Origin of the sequence: Bradyrhizobium sp. NBAIM14, assembly GCF_020193895.1 — a bacterium.
Classification (GTDB): domain Bacteria; phylum Pseudomonadota; class Alphaproteobacteria; order Rhizobiales; family Xanthobacteraceae; genus Bradyrhizobium; species Bradyrhizobium yuanmingense.
Genome location: NZ_JADYVQ010000006.1, coordinates 287,891 through 303,775, shown reverse-complemented (window position 1 = coordinate 303,775; position 15,885 = coordinate 287,891). Strand labels below are relative to the sequence as shown.

12 protein-coding genes are annotated in these 15,885 nt (G+C 60.4%); 8 read left to right on the top strand and 4 right to left on the bottom strand.

Going from position 1 to position 15,885, the window contains the following annotated elements; translation table 11 throughout:
• Position 1: 1 nt before the first annotated feature.
• The gene (locus I6F28_RS17960; protein ID WP_225140395.1) at positions 2–634 is read left to right on the top strand and encodes a response regulator; all 633 of its coding nucleotides are present in this window, start codon (positions 2–4) and stop codon (positions 632–634) included.
• Between the two features lie 165 nt (positions 635–799).
• Positions 800–1,435 carry a response regulator gene (locus I6F28_RS17955; protein WP_036035698.1) on the top strand — a complete coding sequence of 212 codons (636 nt, stop codon included), beginning with the start codon at positions 800–802 and terminating at the stop codon, positions 1,433–1,435.
• 694 nt (positions 1,436–2,129) lie between these two features.
• Here the strand turns inward: I6F28_RS17955 and I6F28_RS17950 are convergent.
• Positions 2,130–3,230, bottom strand: coding sequence for a hypothetical protein (locus I6F28_RS17950; RefSeq protein WP_225140394.1), 1,101 nt, complete (start codon positions 3,228–3,230; stop codon positions 2,130–2,132).
• Between the two features lie 74 nt (positions 3,231–3,304).
• Positions 3,305–3,508 carry a hypothetical protein gene (locus I6F28_RS17945; RefSeq protein ID WP_225140393.1) on the bottom strand — a complete coding sequence of 68 codons (204 nt, stop codon included), beginning with the start codon at positions 3,506–3,508 and terminating at the stop codon, positions 3,305–3,307.
• 159 nt (positions 3,509–3,667) lie between these two features.
• Between I6F28_RS17945 and I6F28_RS17940 the strand changes: the two genes are divergently transcribed.
• From I6F28_RS17940 to I6F28_RS37620, 4 genes are all read left to right on the top strand, one after another.
• A complete protein-coding gene (locus I6F28_RS17940; RefSeq protein WP_225128673.1) occupies positions 3,668–4,273 on the top strand; it encodes a hypothetical protein in 606 nt (201 codons plus the stop codon).
• 375 nt (positions 4,274–4,648) lie between these two features.
• Positions 4,649–5,752, top strand: coding sequence for a hypothetical protein (locus I6F28_RS17935; RefSeq protein ID WP_225128672.1), 1,104 nt, complete (start codon positions 4,649–4,651; stop codon positions 5,750–5,752).
• A 244-nt stretch (positions 5,753–5,996) separates the two neighbouring features.
• On the top strand, positions 5,997–8,450 hold the full coding sequence (locus I6F28_RS17930; protein ID WP_225128671.1) for a PD-(D/E)XK nuclease family protein: 2,454 nt from the start codon (positions 5,997–5,999) through the stop codon (positions 8,448–8,450).
• The gene (locus I6F28_RS37620; RefSeq protein ID WP_225140392.1) at positions 8,447–11,728 is read left to right on the top strand and encodes a UvrD-helicase domain-containing protein; all 3,282 of its coding nucleotides are present in this window, start codon (positions 8,447–8,449) and stop codon (positions 11,726–11,728) included. Before I6F28_RS17930 ends, I6F28_RS37620 begins: the two co-directional genes overlap by 4 nt.
• A 6-nt stretch (positions 11,729–11,734) precedes the next feature.
• Here the strand turns inward: I6F28_RS37620 and I6F28_RS17920 are convergent, their stop codons facing one another.
• Entirely contained in the window at positions 11,735–13,153 is a 1,419-nt protein-coding gene (locus tag I6F28_RS17920) for a UvrD-helicase domain-containing protein (RefSeq protein WP_225128669.1), read from the bottom strand.
• Positions 13,140–14,858, bottom strand: coding sequence for an ATP-dependent nuclease (locus tag I6F28_RS17915; protein WP_225128667.1), 1,719 nt, complete (start codon positions 14,856–14,858; stop codon positions 13,140–13,142). The genes I6F28_RS17920 and I6F28_RS17915 overlap by 14 nt, the downstream gene beginning before the upstream one ends.
• A gap of 148 nt (positions 14,859–15,006) precedes the next feature.
• On the opposite strand from I6F28_RS17915, the gene I6F28_RS17910 reads away from it, so the two are divergent.
• Together I6F28_RS17910 and I6F28_RS17905 are read left to right on the top strand one after the other, a co-directional pair.
• Positions 15,007–15,348 carry a type II toxin-antitoxin system PrlF family antitoxin gene (locus I6F28_RS17910; RefSeq protein ID WP_225128665.1) on the top strand — a complete coding sequence of 114 codons (342 nt, stop codon included), beginning with the start codon at positions 15,007–15,009 and terminating at the stop codon, positions 15,346–15,348.
• Complete coding sequence (locus I6F28_RS17905; RefSeq protein WP_225128664.1) at positions 15,345–15,851, top strand: type II toxin-antitoxin system YhaV family toxin; 507 nt, start codon at positions 15,345–15,347, stop codon at positions 15,849–15,851. The genes I6F28_RS17910 and I6F28_RS17905 overlap by 4 nt, the downstream gene beginning before the upstream one ends.
• Positions 15,852–15,885: the final 34 nt, after the last annotated feature.

The following is a 15,885-nucleotide window of genomic DNA, read 5'->3' as shown; positions in this document are numbered from 1 at the left end:
CATGAAACGTATCCTCATAGCCGACGATCACGAAGCGGTGCGATCGGGTTTGCGGGCGGTGCTCGAGCAACGGGCGGATTGGGAAGTGGTGGCCGAGGCCACTGACGGAGGCAAGGCGGTCGCCGCGGCGATCCAGAGCCAGCCCCACGTCGCCATCCTGGATTTCTCGATGCCGAGGATGACCGGCGTGGAGGTGGCGCGGCGTATGAGGGACTATCGGCTGCAAACCGAGATCCTGATCTTCACCGTGCACAATTCGGGTCTGATAGCGCAGCAGGCGTTCGAGGCCGGCGCCCGCGCTTTCTTGGTGAAGTCTGATGCGAACAAGCTGCTGCTGGCGGCTGTCGAGTCGCTGCTGATGCATAGGCCGTTCTTCTGTACGAATAGCATTGTCGAATACGACGGCGAGCCGGGCCTCCACGGCGAACGACACCACCATGGGCTGACCGCGCGCGAGCAGCTCGTCGTCAAGCTGGTTGCCGAGGGCTACAGCAACAAGGGGATCAGCGCGATCCTCGACTTGAGCGTTAAGACGACGGAGGCGCATCGGGCAGCGGCGATGCGCAAGCTGGAGGTAAACTCGACGGCGGGCCTCGTGCGATACGCGGTGCGAACCGGGCTGATCGAGGCCTGATCGCGGGCAGTGCGCCGTCCGTGGCTGTCAGTACCTTCGCCTGCATCTCTCAGGGTTTTGCTGGATAACCGTTCTTGTGGGACGCCGTATGATCGTTCGACCTGACCGCCGATGACCGCTCTAGTCCACCTGGCTTGGCCGAGGGCAGGCAAACGGGAACGACCCGTGAAACGCATCTTGATTGCGGACGACCATGAAATCGTGCGTTCCGGACTTCGTGCGATTGTTGAAACGCGGTCCAACTGGATCGTGAGCGGCGAGGCGACCAATGGTGAGCAGGCGGTCACGCTTGCGCTGGAAACCAGGCCAGACATCGTGATCGTCGATTATTCCATGCCGATCATCAACGGCCTGGAGGTCAGCCGCCGCCTCAGAGCGCTTCACGTTCAAACCGAGGTGCTTATCCTCACGATGCATGAAAGCGAGGAGTTGCTGACAGAGGCCATTCTGGCCGGAATCCGCGGCTTCCTGTTCAAGTCCGACGCTCGCAACCATCTCATTTCCGCGGTCGAAGCGCTGCTCGACGGCAGACCCTACTTCACGAGTGTTCTGCTGGAGAAGCTGCTCCGCGACTACCAGGCGAACAAGCAGAACCGGGCCGACATGCTGCTGACCTCGCGCGAGGAGAGCGTGGTCCAGCTGATCGCAGAGGGGCACACCAACAGGTCGATAAGCGCGATCCTGAATCTGAGCGTCAAGACGGTCGAGACCCACCGCGCCTCGGCCATGCGCAAGCTCAGGATGTCCTCCACCGCCGAGCTGGTTCGGTATGCTGTCCGCAAGCGGCTGGTTTCACCTTGAACGAGCGGGGAGCGCCTTCGGCTGCTTGCGAAAGATCGAGAGTGCACCGTCGAGTGAACGGACGCGAGAAATACCTTCGCATGCTTACTTTGATGTGTGGCGTTGGCTTGCCGAGCCGAAGCTTGCCGCGCCAGTCCGTCTTTGCTTCCGCTGCGCTCCGGCTACGACACCGCGCTTGCCCCTCGTTCTCCGCTTGGCTGCGCCACGCGTAGCCCGAAGGGCGAAGCGTGGTGGGCCCGGCAGGACTCGAACCTGCAACCAGACCGTTATGAGCGGCGGGATAGCGATTGGCTTCGTTGATTTTGCTGGCTATTTGTTTGAATCTGATCGCGTTCGTTGTGCTTTGGCTGGGTCGTTTCTGGTGCGAAACTGGTGCGGTAACGCCTGCTTATGCAAACGAGCCGGGCCTGACGTCCGTAAGCTCCATCGCAGGACTCTCAACGATGATGATCATCAAGCGGATCGACTTTACCCTCTCAAGGCTGAAACAGGGGTTCGATTCCCCTAGGGAGCGCCAGAAATTTCAAAGACTTACAGCTTGGCCCGAAAAGTCGTCGAATATCCGTCGAATAAGCGCCAGCGAACATCGGCGAACTCCGCCACACTAAATCAGTGATCCGATTAGCTCTCTGTTCTAGCCAACGTGACGCGCAGAGCGAATCGCGGTCAGAAAGTGCGAGAGTTGGCTCTGAGACTATTCTTGGTTCGAATTCGCTGCTGCGATCGGATGCCAATGTACCCCGCTTTCGCTTTCGTTCTCGGGCGTGACCAACATGTGGTCGGGCAGTGGCCAATGCGTTCGATGATGTCCGATCTTGTATGGCACCATCGTCTCAGTGATCGCCCACGTCTCGTTCTCTCGCGTGGTTGCTTCCGGAACAAAATAGTTTGCGTAAACCCATCTGAGGCGTGAGGTCGCCGGCGCAAAAGTTCTGGCTTGCATCGTGTTGAAGAAGTGACGAGCGAAATCAACTTCCGGTCCCGCCGAGCTCTCGACGCCAACGTGAATTACCCCCGGACGGTCGCTCGGAAGCTGACGCTCTGCGTTGGCGATGGTGCTACGAAAGTGACGCGCCTTTTGACGTACGGCAACTTCGGATTCACTGACCCAGCTGACCACGCTCGCTTGGTAAACAGCGTCGGCATATGTGGGCCTCAAAGGCGCCCGACGCCATTTGGCTGCCATGCTGTGATCGGCCGAATGATCATAGTGTCCGGCCAGAAGTTCGATCATCCGACTTCCATCAAAATAGACGTAGTCTTTTGCGAGAATTCGCCGAAGCAACGTCCAGTTTATGGGTCGCACTCTTCCGGTCGCCACCTCGTCCTTCCAAGGTGCCAGCGATCGCCGCTCGATGGTCTGTCTCACGTGTCGCACGAGATAGTCGTCCGCGACTTCGCGCAGCTCGACTTGGTACTTCACCTCGACAATGACGGATTCGCCTAGCTCCAGGCATAGTTGATGGATGGGTTGTGCAAGCCGCGTGCCCCGCAACTTCTCGTTCGCGGCGTAGGTTGAAGGCATCAGGCGCTTGCACTCTGCCGCCCAGCGGCTTCCTGTCCTGAAAACGTGCAGGTCCGGGGTTCGTCCGCGCCCGGGAGTTTCCGGCACGAACTCGACCCGTCTCCAACCTCTGCGTCGGTAGGCAAGGGCGACGAGCATCTCGAAAATGCTGCTGTCAGGTTGGCGTCTCTCCTGTAACATCATGCGAGCCGCTCGCTCTTCGACCCCCTTCACGCTGAGCAGAAGTTTCAGCTCTTTGCCGATGCGCGTAAGGAAGGGCACAACTCGCATTGTGCCCTCAGGCGTCCACAGGGCCCGGTCGGTGGCAAAGGTCTCTGCCTGCAGTATGTACCAAGCGGCCGTATCTACCGGTCATACAACGGTCCCATTATGCCGGCGCGCATGCGGTCTTGGGCAGCAAGAAGATTGGTCTTCGCGACGTCCAGCCTCTGCTCCATCTCTTTGCGAGGAACGAACGACTTCAGCCAGGCAACTGCCAGCATCAATTCGTCATCGCGCCAATCCTGGTTAGTGCGCGGCGCGGTCCAATCTGGATTGTTCGCTTTCATGCTGGGAAATTCGACATTGCCACTAGGCTAAGACCGACCATTGTGTGGCAACTGTGACCGGGCAAATCGCGTGGCTTTTCGTGATCCGAACGCGGGGATTCCTGGAGCGATACTTATTGTACGTTTAGTTTACAATGATCCGGTCATTGGAGGCGAGCAATGGATTTTGGTGGGGGTACGAAGAGAGATATAGCCGTCCATGAGGCCGGCCATGCAGTTGCCCGCGTTTTATCGATAGGTCGCGTAGGCGTCACCAATGAAAACGCGATCCGGTGGATCGAAATGGAGGAGGGCACTCCACACTGCTCCGTGTTCGAGCTGCCCCTTAATATGCCGGGCCTTAAGGAGTTCGGGGAGCGCGCAGGCATAAGGGAAGGCACCCGGTGGACGGTGGAGCAATGGCGCAAGCTATTTTCGTATATGGGCATCGATCCATTGGAATGGGCGAGCGTGCGAGTTTTTGAGCTTACTGCTGGGGCGGCGGCACAAGCGAAATTTATAGACGCTTCCTTTCATTTGGTTTGGCATGATTACGGGTGCAGCGATGACCGTCAGACCGTCATCGAGACTTGTCAAAGGATCGGCTTGAACGGATCAGAGGCAACAAGGCTCTTCGCAGAGCAAGCTGAACAAGCATGCATCGCAATGGATAACACCGACGTGTGGCGCGCAGTGCTAGCTTTAGCCGAACGATTGCCAACCACTGGCCGAATGCCGGGCAGCACGGTTATTTCGATCGTTCAAAATGCATTGCGGGCCTTGTGAGCAAGACGCATCGCGAGACAATCCTACTGGCAACCGATGCCTTCCTTGGCCCGTCGCACATTGCCGCGATTGCTCGAATGGGGACGGACAGTCCGGAGTGAGGTCTAGAATCCGGCAGAGTCGCAGAGCGAAGGTCTTCCTTGGAAGCGAATCCCGGACGAGCAAAGATCACGGGACAATTCGCGCTAATTGTTGAAAATTTCGGCGCACGGCTCTAGATTCGACTCATGCCGCCTCCGTCGGCTAGGCCGCTGCCCTGGCAAAGGACTTTTGGTCCAACGACTACTCAATCATCAGCTCTCGCGACCGCTTCCCCTCTTTCGGCCGATGAGACGAGCAGCGCGTCTTGACCCGGCCGAGATGAAGGACGCTCGCATGTTCTCGACGCTCGAAGGCGCAAAGAAATTCGCCAAGAATCTCAAATCGTTGTTTGACGATAGCGGGATCATTTTTCCGCTTAATCGCTGCCAGAAGGCCGCCGCGATCGCAGGCGGCTTTCGAGATTGGCACGACCTCAGCAGATCGTTGGCAGGGTCGGATCGACCCGTCGATCCTGGCGCGTTTCGCCGCAGGCTGATCGCGTTTCTGCCCCAGCCATGCTGGATACCCGTATTGTTTTGGTTGGATGATGGGAAACTGGAGACAATTGACGGCGAAGGACTCTCGCACAACTATTACCGCGCCGTCGCGCCCTACGTGTTTTCGTCGTCTGTCATTCACCGAACCAAGTCCGCTCTGCTTCGGCCCGGCTCCAGTCCCGGACAGCGGTTGCGGGAATCGATGGTCGTCTCTCTCTTGCTCGGAGGAAGAGGCAGCAAGATATTGATCCCACAGCTCGAGCCGGACACCTTAGCGCTCGTCGTTTCCGGCGACACGGCAGATCTTTTCGGGGTCGATGCGGAGCATCCTCGGTTCGAGAAGGATTTCGCCTCTCTCGTGGCGGCCGGCATATTTGAATACCAAGATGGCATCCTGCGGGTCCTGCCGGCGGACAGAGACGAGGTCGCTGCGCACGCGGCCAGAGGGTTCACCGACCGCGCACAGTATTTCGCTGGCGTCGGAGACGAGGCAGTGGAAGCGCTCGCCGTGGCGCTCTCCGCAACCGGAATTGAGCAGCCCACGCGTGTAGCGGAAGCTGGCGCCGACAAAGGCTCGGAGACACAAATCACACCGCCTGGGCCAATCCTCGAACTGTTGTCCAAGCTTGCAGAGGATGGAGAACTGGTTGCCGTTTACCGAGCTTGGCGGGTGTTTGAAATGATCCATCCAGAGAGCGCCGACTTACTGCGCGACTCGGTGCCGGATAAGATCTTGTCACCCTATCTCGTCCGAAACCGCGGGATCGATGCCGGGAGGATGGTCGGATGGATGTCGACAAGATCAGAATGGACAGAAGCGGCGAAGGCCGCTCTGCATGATCCGGCACACTTTAAGAAGACGGTCGACGAGATGGCGGACGCGATAGCGGAGACGCGTTAGACGGCGGGAACTGCGTCGCCTTAAAGATTCGCGATTTCGGCAGCGATCGGGTATCGCTGCCTTCAGTCCGGCGATAGGGCGCGAAATGCTAATCCATACTGTAGTCGTCGATGGGCCTTTAGCACTGCGAATGCGGCGCCTTGATGCGGCTCGCGAAGGGGCCACGGGTCGGCAAGTCCTGACGCTGCCGCTTCTCGCCGCACGCCTTGCCGGCGGCTTCGTTTCGCCAGCCTCGCACGAGGTCTTGTACCTGGCTATCAGGCAGGGGCTCGAGGTGGGCGGATACGAGGACATTGGCAAGGTTGCCGAACTGCCGGGGATGCCCGCGGCTGCGCTATCGGCGCTCCGGGACTGGTGGGACATGGAGGCCCCGGCTTCTTTGCCCGACAATGCCCGCCTTAGGGACTTTGTGTTGCTCGAACGCCGCGTCCGAGAGGAACTGCCGTCTGGAATGCTGACGCCTCCCGATTTGGTCAGAGCTGCCTTGGCGCGAATTCGTTTCGCTCCCAAAGTACTCGGCGCCGTCACTATTCAAGACGTCGCTAATATCCAGGCCGTTTGGTATCCGCTCATCCATGCGCTTTGCGATGTCGTACCGGTGCGATGGATTGCATCGCAGCACAGCCGGCGCGACTGGTTCTCTGGGGACATCCAAACGCGTCCATCCGGCACAGCATTGCTTGGCTCTGCAGACCTCTGTGCCGATCCGCGAAACGAAGTGCGGGAATCTTTGCGTTGGGCGCGCGCGCTTGTGGCGGACGGAAAAGCCGCGCCCCACGAGGTCGCCATTTCGGCTGCCTCGCCGTCGGCTTGGGACGATGCGTTTCTGGTTCTCTCGCGTGAGGCAGGGATGCCCGTGCATTTCACGCACGGCATTCCGGCGCTAGCGACCCGTGAAGGGCAGGCCTGCGCTGCACTCGCGGACATCCTGCTACGCGGGCTGTCTCAGGAACGTGTGAGGCTCCTATTTGCCCGGCTGCCGCGCGGCCCAGCCAAGGATAAGTTGCCCAGTGACTGGGCTAAGGGCTTGCGGCGAAGCGCGGCGCTGACAAGTCCGACGCTTTGGCGTCATGCTCTGGAGCAAACTCGAGACGAACGGGCAAATGGTGACCTTACGGAACGGACATTGTTGCCGATTCTCGAAGACTTGGCCGGCGGGATTGCATTGTCAGAGGGAGTAGGGCGCCGTCTTTTGAAGGGGCAGGCGCTGAGCCTGTGGCGGGATGCTTTGCGCATGGCGCCCCCACAGGCAATCGAGCTCTCCCTGCAGGCTCTGCGCGTTGCCGACGGACGCGAGCCGGGAAATTCTATCGCGTGGGGACCCGCCCGTCACTTGGCGGCGGCCCCGCGCGCATATATTCGCCTCGTCGGGCTGGATGCGAACGCGTGGCCCAGACGGTCGAACGAGAACCCGTTGCTACCACAACATCTGCTTGGGCAATTACGACTTCCGTCCGCTGAAGCAGCAGAAATGGACCGGATGATGCATGACATCATCGTCGGCCAATCGACCAACTACTCGCTGTCACGCGCCTATAGGAGTGCGACTGGATCGCTGCAAGCAGCCAGTACGTTGTGGCCGAGAAAAGCAGAGCGCATCATCGGGCGGAGCGCGATACCCCCGCATGCTTTCAGCGAAAGCGATCGGCTCTACGCCCGGCCCGTCGATGCGGGCAAGGATCCCCAAGTGCGTGCAAGTCGTGCCTGTTGGCGCGCATGGTGGGATGGTGAGCAACACACGGCTCATGACGGGAAGGTTCGTGCCAACCACCCGCTCGTTGTCGATGCCCTTGCTGAAGTCCAATCCACGACCTCTCTCCATCGACTTCTATGCGATCCGTTGGGGTTCGTCTGGGAGTACGCCCTGCACTGGCGTGAGCCGAATCTAGACCCCCAGCCCCTCGCTCTAACCCATCGCGCTTTCGGCGAGCTCGTTCACGCTCTTATTGCGGGCGTGTTGCGGATTGGCGCGCCCAAAAATATCGATGAGATTGAGATTGCCCTAGATCGAGAGGTGGACAGTCTTACCGAAAGCTGGCCTCTCACCAGAGCCGTTCCACCGGGCCTTCTCTGGCGCCACACAGTGGAGATGGCACGCGAGAGAGCGCTGCGAGGACTCAAAGATGCAATCGACGAACCGCGCGGCAGGAGCTGGACCGAGCTTTCGTTTGGCGAGCCCGATAAAGGAGCTCATCCGTGGACCACGCTCTCGCCGGTCCAGATCGGAAAGACCGGAATTGTCTTCCGTGGACGAATTGATCGACTTGATGAAGACGCGGCACGCGGCGCGGCAGTCGTCACGGACTATAAGGTTGGGGCGGCGCCGGAGCGGAAGAAGCCAGTCGTGTTCGATCGTGGCGCAGAACTCCAGCGCGTCTTTTACGGCCTCGCCGTGCGGTCTCTCCTTGCTGATGTTCGGAGCGTGAGCTCGCAGCTGACTTATCTAAAGCACGAGCCGGCGCGGACGCTAAGCCTTACGAACGAGGAACTTGAGAAGGCGATTGACCAGGCGGTTGCATTCACGGCCTCAGGCGTTCAACTGCAACGCAACGGCCAGATTGCGCCAGGACCTGCGCCTGTATTCTTTGATCCGCTTGCTATCGCCCTGCCAGCTGAGCTTGATGCTTACCGTCGCGTAAAGCGTCGTCTATTTGCTGGGGTGAACAGCGCGCTAGACAAACTTTGGAGTAGCCCGTGAGCGTACCTGATCTCGATGCCCGCAGACGCGCGCTCACTGATTTTGAGACCAACATGCTGGTCGAGGCTGCGGCGGGCACTGGCAAGACGTCATTGATGGCCGCGCGCGTCGCGATGATGATCGCAAGCGGGGTTGATCCTTCAAAAATTGCAGCCATCACCTTCACCGAACCGGCGGCGAGCGAGTTGGAGGCACGGATACGCTGGACGGTCGAGGAGCTTCGCCATGGAAGGACGCCGCCCGCACTCGCCGGAATTCTCTCACTGCCGTTAGACCTAGCGGAGCGCGCGCATCTTGATGAGGCCGCGCCACGCATCGGAGAAATCACTGCCACGACCATCCATGGGTTTTGCCAAGGAATTCTTCGTTCGCACGGGATAGAAGTGGGCCTCGATCCTGGTTCGCGTGTTGTGGACGCGATCATTGCCAATGCACTCTTTGACGAAGTGCTCGCGACTTGGCTGAAGGAGAGGTTGGTGCCTGACGAAACAGACGGCGGTCCCATCGGTGTCCTTGCCAAGGATGACCCGTTGGGGGTAGTCGAGCGGGTCCGCGAACTTGCCATCCTCCGGCGAGAGCATCGCAGCGCGACCGTGCCGGCGCCGGATTTCTCAACTCGCCCGGACAAAACGTTCGCGGAAGCCGTCTCTGCCTTTGCCCGCTGGCATGTCGCGGGACCAGGAGATACGTGGACGGCAGGTCTCATCGCGGATCTTGAACGTCTTTCTTCGTTCTTCGCCGGCGATCACGCCACCGCGGGCTTTTCCGCGTTGTGGCGCCTGACCCAGCCGCCCCGTATCGGCATGATGCGGCAAAGAAGCATCGACTTGCTGGCTTATGACAGGATGCGCGCTTGGAAGCAGAGTCTTGGCGAGACGGATGGACGGCGTCGCGCAAATGAAGCGGTCGAACACTTCGAGACGGTTCGCGCCGCGTATCGAACGTTGATTGGCTGCATTGCGCAAGGTCTGGCGCATGAACTGGATGCGCATCTAACCGGGGTGATCGAGGCCTACGACCGGCGCAAGCGAGAAGCGGCCGTTCTCGATTTCGACGACTTGCTACGTCAGGCGCGGGCGCTTGTTTGCGAGAACCCCGAAATTCGCGCTTGGCTCGCCGGCCGGTATGCCTACCTGCTCGTCGATGAATTCCAGGATACCGATCCCGTGCAGGCGGAAATCGTTTTCTGCCTCGCTGCGCGTTCGCAGCCGGCGACTTGGAGCAGCGCAAGCTTGCGGCCAGGAGCGCTCTTTTTGGTAGGAGACCCCAAACAAGCAATCTATCGATTTCGCGGTGCTGACGTTGAGTCTTACGCCCTCGCGAAGTCCGTACTTGGAACAGCCGGCAACGGCTGCGTACTTTCTATCACCGCGAACTTCAGATCCCGGCCGGACGTCATCACGCACGTCAACCACGTGTTCAGTGACGTTCTTGGAGGGGCGGGACAACCGGGTTTCGTCCCGCTCGCGCCGACCCTTATGCTCCCGCCACTGCCGATCAGTGCGGCGGCGAAGCTGACGATCCATGTTCCGCGTGATGCCAACGCGGAGGAACAGCGCGAAGCGGAGGCGGAAGCTGTTGCCAGCCTGTGCGCGCGCCTGATCGGCGCCCTGAAGATCCATCATCCGGATGGAACTGAGCGATACTTGCGTGCAGGCGACATAGCGCTGCTTGCTCCTACACACACCGATCTCTGGCGTTACGAACGCGCTCTCGAAGCGCACCGCATCGCGGTCGCCTCCCAGGCAGGTCACGCGCTCTTCCGGCGCCAGGAGCTTCAGGACATGCTCGTCCTGGTTCGCGCGCTGTCGGATCCGCTCGACACTCTGGCTTTCGGCGCGCTAATGCGAGGTCCGGCTGTCGGACTCACCGATGAAGACTTGCTTGATATTACGGCGGCTCTCTCACCCGACCAAGATGGGCGCCGGCGCTTTCAGTTGCGGACCTCAGCGGACGAGGTCGTCAACCCCCTCGCAAAGGATGTTCTGTTGAAGCTCCAGGCGCTGCATCGCCTTGCCGCCGAACTCACGCCGATGCAGCTCATCGCCTTCGCAATCGAGCGCCTGAAACTGAGAGTGATCATGGCGGCTAGGCATGGCCAGCGCAACGCGCGCGCGCTCGCAAACCTTGATGCCATCGTCGAACTCGCCAGACCCTACAATGTTGCCGGACTGCGCGCGTTCGCGCTCGATCTCCAGCGAGGATGGCAGAGCAAGCGCCGGCATTCAGAAGGGAGAGTCGATGCGTCCGAGGACTCGGTGGAGATCGTCACCATGCACAGCGCCAAGGGGCTGGAATGGCCCGTGGTGATCACCGTGAATTCGTCGACGCAGTTCAAGCCCCAGGATCAGTTCGTCTATAGGCAATCAGACGATACAATTCACTGGATCGTCGGAGGGATCGAGCCGCCCGAACTGGTTACCGCCCGTGAAGAGGAGGAATTTCGCGAAGCGCGGCAACGCGAGCGGCTCTGGTACGTCGCAACGACGCGCGCCCGAGATCTCTTGGTGATCCCTGATCTGCCTGGCGCTCCCTCGCGATCGTGGTCGCGGGTGATGAATCTGGGGCAGAAGCGACTTTCCGAGATCCGAGCTGACGCGTTGCCCGAGCCTGTTATGAGCGCGTCGCAATCCATGGCCAACGATCAGACAGTGGCGATATTTGCAGCAGAAAACCAGCGATTGGTGGCTGCTTCGCCGCCGATTGTATGGGACCGTCCGAGCGACCGCGATGCTGATCGCAGCGCCGACCTTGTTGATGCATTCGTAGTCGATCCGGCGACCGACGTGACGGCGCGGATTGTAGGAGCGGGCGCCCTCCGGGGTACGATCCTGCACAAGCTTATGGAAGAGCTACTCACGGGGGAACTTGAGCAAGTTCGTGAAGGGGCTACTCTTCGCGCGACCGAGTTGCTTGCTCAACTACAATCCGATGACGCGACGGATGCCGAAAGGCCAGACGCGGTCGAGATGGCCGAGGTGGCGCTGCGCACATTGGCCCTGCCGGAGCTCGCGCCCTTCCTCGCGCTACTGGTGCCCGAAGTTCCGCTCTGGGCGGCAAACCCGCCGCGTTATCTTGCGGGTCGTGCGGATGCTGCCGCAATCGAGGGAGAGCGCATCGCACTCGTCATCGACTGGAAGTCCGACGTAGACCCCACGGCGGCGGCACACAGTGCACATGTGGCGCAACTGCGCGACTATCTGAGCGTCACAGGGGCCGAGCGAGGCGCTATCGTCTACATGTCCGCAGCACAAGTTTCGTGGGTCGAACCTCCGTAGCGCGGCTTACCAGGGCGGATTGAGAATTGGCGATGGAGAGCAAACCACGACTCGGCGCGAGCCACGGCTCATTGCGACGTAGAGATTGCGCGCGTTGAGAGCGCTCCCATTGAGAATGACCGAGATGTCGGCTTCGAGACCTTTGAGTAGCAAGGTACTTCCGACGGAACGCTTGGCGAGCGGCCGGCCGATGAGCCGAGAGTATTCTCGGATCGTCACCGTCGCCTCTCGAAACGATGGCCCGTCGGGAGAGGTTGCAAGTTGCAGAGCCCGCTGTGCGGCCGCCAGCACTGCAGGACGGTAACATCGAACTCCACCGGCGCGATTGATGGCGGAAAGGAGATCTGCGACATCTGCAAGCGACCGCGACGCTTCAAAACTCATGCCCGCTTGCTCGATACCGGACAGAGGTCGTCCCAGATTCCCGGTACGGGCTGCCGCAACCGACCGTACTAGGTCGTCTGCGGAAAAGGCGCTCATCAAGCTCTCCGCAAAATGGGCCACGGTGGAGAGCGCTTCGGGTCTCGCAAGGTCGAGGGCACTCCCAAAATCCGTAAGGTCGCGCAGGTCCACAGCCTCGACCGTCACGGCTCCTTCGACTTGGCGGGCGAAACGTTGCTGTCCCCGAGGGTCCGTGCTGTCGCCGATGATCAAAACCTTCGTGTCGCCTGGCGCGGCGACCGCGGCCGCAGCCTGCCGCAGGGCATCGTCCTGGCGGCCATCGAGCTGAACCCACTGCACGCTGCCGGGTGCGTTCCGAAGATCGATTGGTTTGCCTGCCGCAAGGTCGGGTCGTATCGATAGCAACCATTGACCCAGATCGTGCGCGCCTGCGTTGTTCCACCTCCACGGCGTGGCAAGTTCTCGCACTTTCGGAAAGAACGAGAGTACGTCCTTCTGCCAATCTGCCAGCGGATCAGCGCCGAATCCAAAGATGGCCTGGAACGGATCTCCAACGATGGCTGTGGGCAGACTTTGAGCCAACCAGGTTACAAGGGCGTGCTGGCGGATCGAGCAGTCCTGGTACTCATCTACAAATAGTTGCGCGAAACTGGCCGCGAGAATGTCATAAAGATGCCCGGCAGCAACAAGCCGCGCTGCCGCGTCACGAATGGCTTCATAATTCGGCCGGGCGGCTGTTACGATTCGCGGATCGTGCCCGGCTCGCTGAGGAAACGTCGAAATGAGCCGGATCGCGAAGCCGTCGAGCGTTGCAGCCCGGTAGGAGCTTGGCTTTACACCTGCTCTATCGAGGCGGCCGCGGAGCGCTGCGACCCCCGCATTGGTGTGTGTCAGCACCAAGATTGGCTTTGGCCCGTCATGCCTTGCCAGAGCATCGCTGATGAGCTGGGTCTTGCCGCAGCCGGCCGGGGCTATCACCAGCCCACGGCCTATCGTGCGCAGGTCGATTTCAGCGGCCGTCATCTGCGACCCAGTCGAGAACGCCATCCATGACGTTAGTAAGGCTGGCATCGGCCTCATCGTAGGCGGGACCGACAATACGCTGCCCCGCCGTTTCCATCGTGGTGATGGTCTTTAGCCAACCGAAGCGCGCCGCCGCGTCCCCGAGAAGGGCACGGCTGGCGGGGCTGAGGCTGCCAAAGAGCGCCTCGGTTTCCAGATCGTGGAGCGTCCTTGTGCCGCTGGAAATTGTTTTGACATGCGCTTCAATCAACGCGCGGTCTTTCACCTCAATGGCGAGATTCAGGAGTTGGCTCGCGGGCCCGTTCGGGAGTGCGGCGAACAGTTCCTGTTCGAGGGCACGACCGCCGCCCCATGCGAACACCTTGCCGCCGCCAGCAACAAAGGCAGCTTCGGCACCCGGTGGGGCGGGTTTGTCGCTGTCTCGCAGGATCGCTGTTCGGTAGCCCAGAGACTGCAGAGCGATGGCGCGGCTGAAGGTTTCATCGCCGTTGCCGTTCACCAAAGTTGCACCACAAGCTGCATGCGATTTTTCGCCGGCAGCAGTGAAGTGCTGATCCAGACCGCGCATCAAGCCGATTTCGCTTCCGCCCTCGCACACCACAATCGAGGAGGCGAGCAGCGCATGGGCGTGGGCGCGGATCGTGCCCTGTACGTTCCCGGCGTCGCTGGCACAGCGGACGGTATGCTGCCCGCCATTCCTGCGGACGATATGAAGCTGGTGGGCGTTGAGCTCGGTCACGGCAATCGGCGAGTGGCTTGTGGCAAAAACCTGTAGCGGGGGCAAGTCTTCCTTTGCGCCCAGCGCGCCGAGCAGGCGAATGATTCGGTGCGGCTCGAGCCCATATTCCAGTTCGTCGATCAGAAACGTCGTCGCCATCTCGGCCGCCTTCCGCTGCAGGGCGGCGATCAGCAGCCGCGACGAACCAAGCCCGAGAGCCCGTAGCGGCACACCCCCTTCATCATGAAGCGAGATGGTGCCGCCTGTGAAAGTGACCGAACCGGCATCGATCAACGCCTGCACGGCCTTTCCGACGGGGACGCCCATATCGCCTGCCGCTGCCGTGACGAGTTTGAGAGGCTCCGCGAGCTCTTCGAGTTCCTTTTGGTCAAAGGCGTCGCGCATCTCACGAGCTGCCCGTGTCAGCTCCTTTGATGCGTCCGCCTTGCCGTCTGTCAGCTTGGTCAGCACAGACCCTCTCCGCCACGTCAGATGCATGCCCCCCGTGACGCCGAGTCTGGCTGGAGCTATATGCGTGCGATCGGCCCAGTTAAGATTGCGGACCCGACCTGAAGCCTGGGCACGCGGCGAGACAAGCGTCCATTCCGGCTCGAGGTCGTCCTGAACTGTGAGCTGGAGGGTCAGGGCGGTTTCGAGCCCGGCACCGGGTTCCGGTTCCACCAACCCGGTGGCTGCATCGAAGCCCACGAGGAAGTCGCCATACGCGTCCATGTTCTTCAGGGGGTCATCGAGAGCGCCAAGTGTCACCGCAATGCGGATCGCGCGGCCGAAATCAAGAGCGTGGAAATCGGCGTCAGTGAAGGAAAGCGATCGGCGCGCGCCGAGGCAAAGATCGATGGCATCAAGAATCGTCGACTTGCCGCTGTCGCCTGGTCCGATCAGGCAATTTATCCCAGGACCAGGTACCCAGCGAAGCGTCTTCACCGCTCGAAAATTCTCAATCTCAAGCACACGGATCAGCGCCATTGGGCGTTCTTTCTGCTCGTTCGTCAGGGGAATACGCACCGAACGGGCAGAATTCCGCCGCCGTCGGCCAGCCACACCAGCCGAGATGAACTTGACTTACAATGCAAATGCATTACATCGGATGATATTGAGATGCAAGGAGCGGGTCATGGCCAAGACGGCTGAAATCCTCGAAATCCCCGCCACCATCACCGAGCGCGGCCAGACGACTGTGCCGGCCGCTATCCGTAAGATGCTGGCTCTCGGCAAGCGTGACCAGGTCGTGTTCCGTGGCCTCGCTGACGGCACTGTCGTCATCGCGAAGAAGCAGAGGCGTGAAGCCGAAGCCGACCCTGTGATAGGCACGTTCCTCGAATTCTTGGCACGTGACATGGCTCATGAGCCAGCGCGAATTCGATCGGTGCCGAAGTCGCTGGTTGCGCGAGGAAAGGGCTTGGTCAAGGGTGTCAAGGTCGATCTCGACGCAACGCTCCCGGATGACGAAGGGTGAGCGACGACACCGTCGAAATCAATGGTTGGAAAATCTATGCGCACCCGCTTTTCCTCGATCAACTCGAGGCGATGATCGAAAAAGTCGAGCGAGCGCGCAAAAAGGATCCAAAGGACTATAAGAAGAAGCGCGCCGCAAAGCTCCTTGCGGCGGTGCTGAAGGTCGCATTCGAGGATATTCCCGGCGATCCAACCCGGGACATCTATCGTCAGGGCGCCACGCTGGGCGATGAACATAAGCACTGGTTCCGTGCGAAATTTCTGCAGCAGTATCGACTATTTTTTCGCTACCAGCGATCCGCTGACGCCAAGGTCATTGTGCTGGCTTGGGTCAATGATGACTCGACGCTGCGCGCCTACGAGAGCGCCAATGATGCCTACGCCGTGTTCCGGAAGATGCTGAAGCGCGGCAACCCGCCGGACGATTGGACGAAACTTAGCGAATCAGCTCGAGCGCCCGACGCCAAGCACCGTCTTCGGAACACAGCGGGATCGCAGAAGTAACAGCTTCGGATTGCCGTCGCTCGACGAGCGGGCT

Excerpts from the sequence above, each read along its gene's own strand:
- I6F28_RS17960 (WP_225140395.1), top strand. The coding sequence starts at position 2 with ATGAAACGTATCCTCATAGCCGACGATCACGAAGCGGTGCGATCGGGT.
- I6F28_RS17950 (WP_225140394.1), bottom strand. The coding sequence starts at position 3,230 with ATGCGAGTTGTGCCCTTCCTTACGCGCATCGGCAAAGAGCTGAAACTT.
- I6F28_RS17945 (WP_225140393.1), bottom strand. The coding sequence starts at position 3,508 with ATGAAAGCGAACAATCCAGATTGGACCGCGCCGCGCACTAACCAGGAT.
- I6F28_RS17940 (WP_225128673.1), top strand. The coding sequence starts at position 3,668 with ATGGATTTTGGTGGGGGTACGAAGAGAGATATAGCCGTCCATGAGGCC.
- I6F28_RS17935 (WP_225128672.1), top strand. The coding sequence starts at position 4,649 with ATGTTCTCGACGCTCGAAGGCGCAAAGAAATTCGCCAAGAATCTCAAA.
- I6F28_RS17920 (WP_225128669.1), bottom strand. The coding sequence starts at position 13,153 with ATGACGGCCGCTGAAATCGACCTGCGCACGATAGGCCGTGGGCTGGTG.
- I6F28_RS17915 (WP_225128667.1), bottom strand. The coding sequence starts at position 14,858 with ATGGCGCTGATCCGTGTGCTTGAGATTGAGAATTTTCGAGCGGTGAAG.
- I6F28_RS17910 (WP_225128665.1), top strand. The coding sequence starts at position 15,007 with ATGGCCAAGACGGCTGAAATCCTCGAAATCCCCGCCACCATCACCGAG.